Source organism: Vibrio sp. Vb1755 (genome assembly GCF_033338635.1).
GTDB classification, from domain to species: Bacteria; Pseudomonadota; Gammaproteobacteria; order Enterobacterales; family Vibrionaceae; genus Vibrio; species Vibrio alginolyticus.
On record NZ_JAWOTA010000270.1, the window covers coordinates 1 to 1,165 of the forward strand.

Genomic DNA, 1,165 nt, shown 5'->3' on the forward strand with positions numbered 1-1,165 from the left:
AATAAATGACATTAATATTGAGTTTCTTATAAAATAGCGCACGTAAAACAATAAGATATTAGGCACTGTGCAGTTAGGCTCCAGCGAAACCCAAGTTTATTATCATCTTCTTGATCTGGACGACTCCCAAAAGCAGCAATACCTCCAAGAATTGCAACAGAGTCAACCTGAGCTATACATTCAACTCGCGCCCCTTTTAGCCCATGAAGCCCCAGAAGAGCGATTAACGCAATTGCTTTACTTTGGCGCTCATCAAGCGACCAACAGCGAGATCGACCTTAGTGGCGAAGTGATCAGTAAGTATCGCCTAACTCATGAGTTGGGGCGTGGTGGTATGGGCGTCGTTTATGCCGCGCAACGTGCAGATGAGACCTTCGAGCAAGATCTTGCGATCAAATTCATCCAAAGCAATTTAAGTAATGTGCTCGGACAACGGGCACTTTTCGATGAAGCGCAGCTACTAGCACGTTTAAATCACCCTTATATTGCGAAAGTCTTTGACGGCGGCCTGCATGACGGCTCGGTTTACATCGTCATGGAGCGCGTGTTTGGCCAAACATTGGATGATTATCTTGCCGAAGTCACGCTGACAGACCATGAGAAGCTCACGCTGTTTAAGCAGATTTGTCAGGCAATGGAACACGCGCATCACCACCATGTGTTACACGCCGATCTCAAGCCTGAAAATATCCTGATTGACCCGAATAAACGACCGAAATTGCTCGATTTCAACCTGACGCAGAAAGTGCAAAACAGCGGTGGCGAATCCCCACCCGCATTAATTGCGTTTAGCCAAAACTTTGCCAGTCCAGAACAACAGACTGGTCAGTTTCTGACGGCACAAAGCGATGTGTACTCTCTGGGTAAAATTCTCGCGATGATGTTTCCGTCACCGCGCGTTTGGTCTGATGTTTACTGGGTCATTAGACGCGCGACACGCTCTGCCGCAAAACTGCGCTATTCAGACGTTCGAGCACTAAGAATTGATATTGAGCGCATGCTTGAGCGGCGCCCAATCGAACAAAAAAAACATTGGCCGTTGTACAGCGCATTGCGTTTAGTGCAGCGCCGTCCGCTGGCTGCAGCATTATCTGCCATTCTGGTTTTATCCGGCGTGCTATTTGGTAATGCATTGATTCAAAAGAATATCCAACTGCAACAAGAG

Annotated in this window: 1 protein-coding gene; it reads left to right on the forward strand. The window is 47.4% G+C overall.

Annotated features, from left to right (window positions below):
- Positions 1–67: 67 nt before the first annotated feature.
- The coding region (locus tag R7E00_RS24435; protein ID WP_318124817.1) for a serine/threonine-protein kinase at positions 68–1,165 on the forward strand (1,098 nt) is incomplete at its 3' end.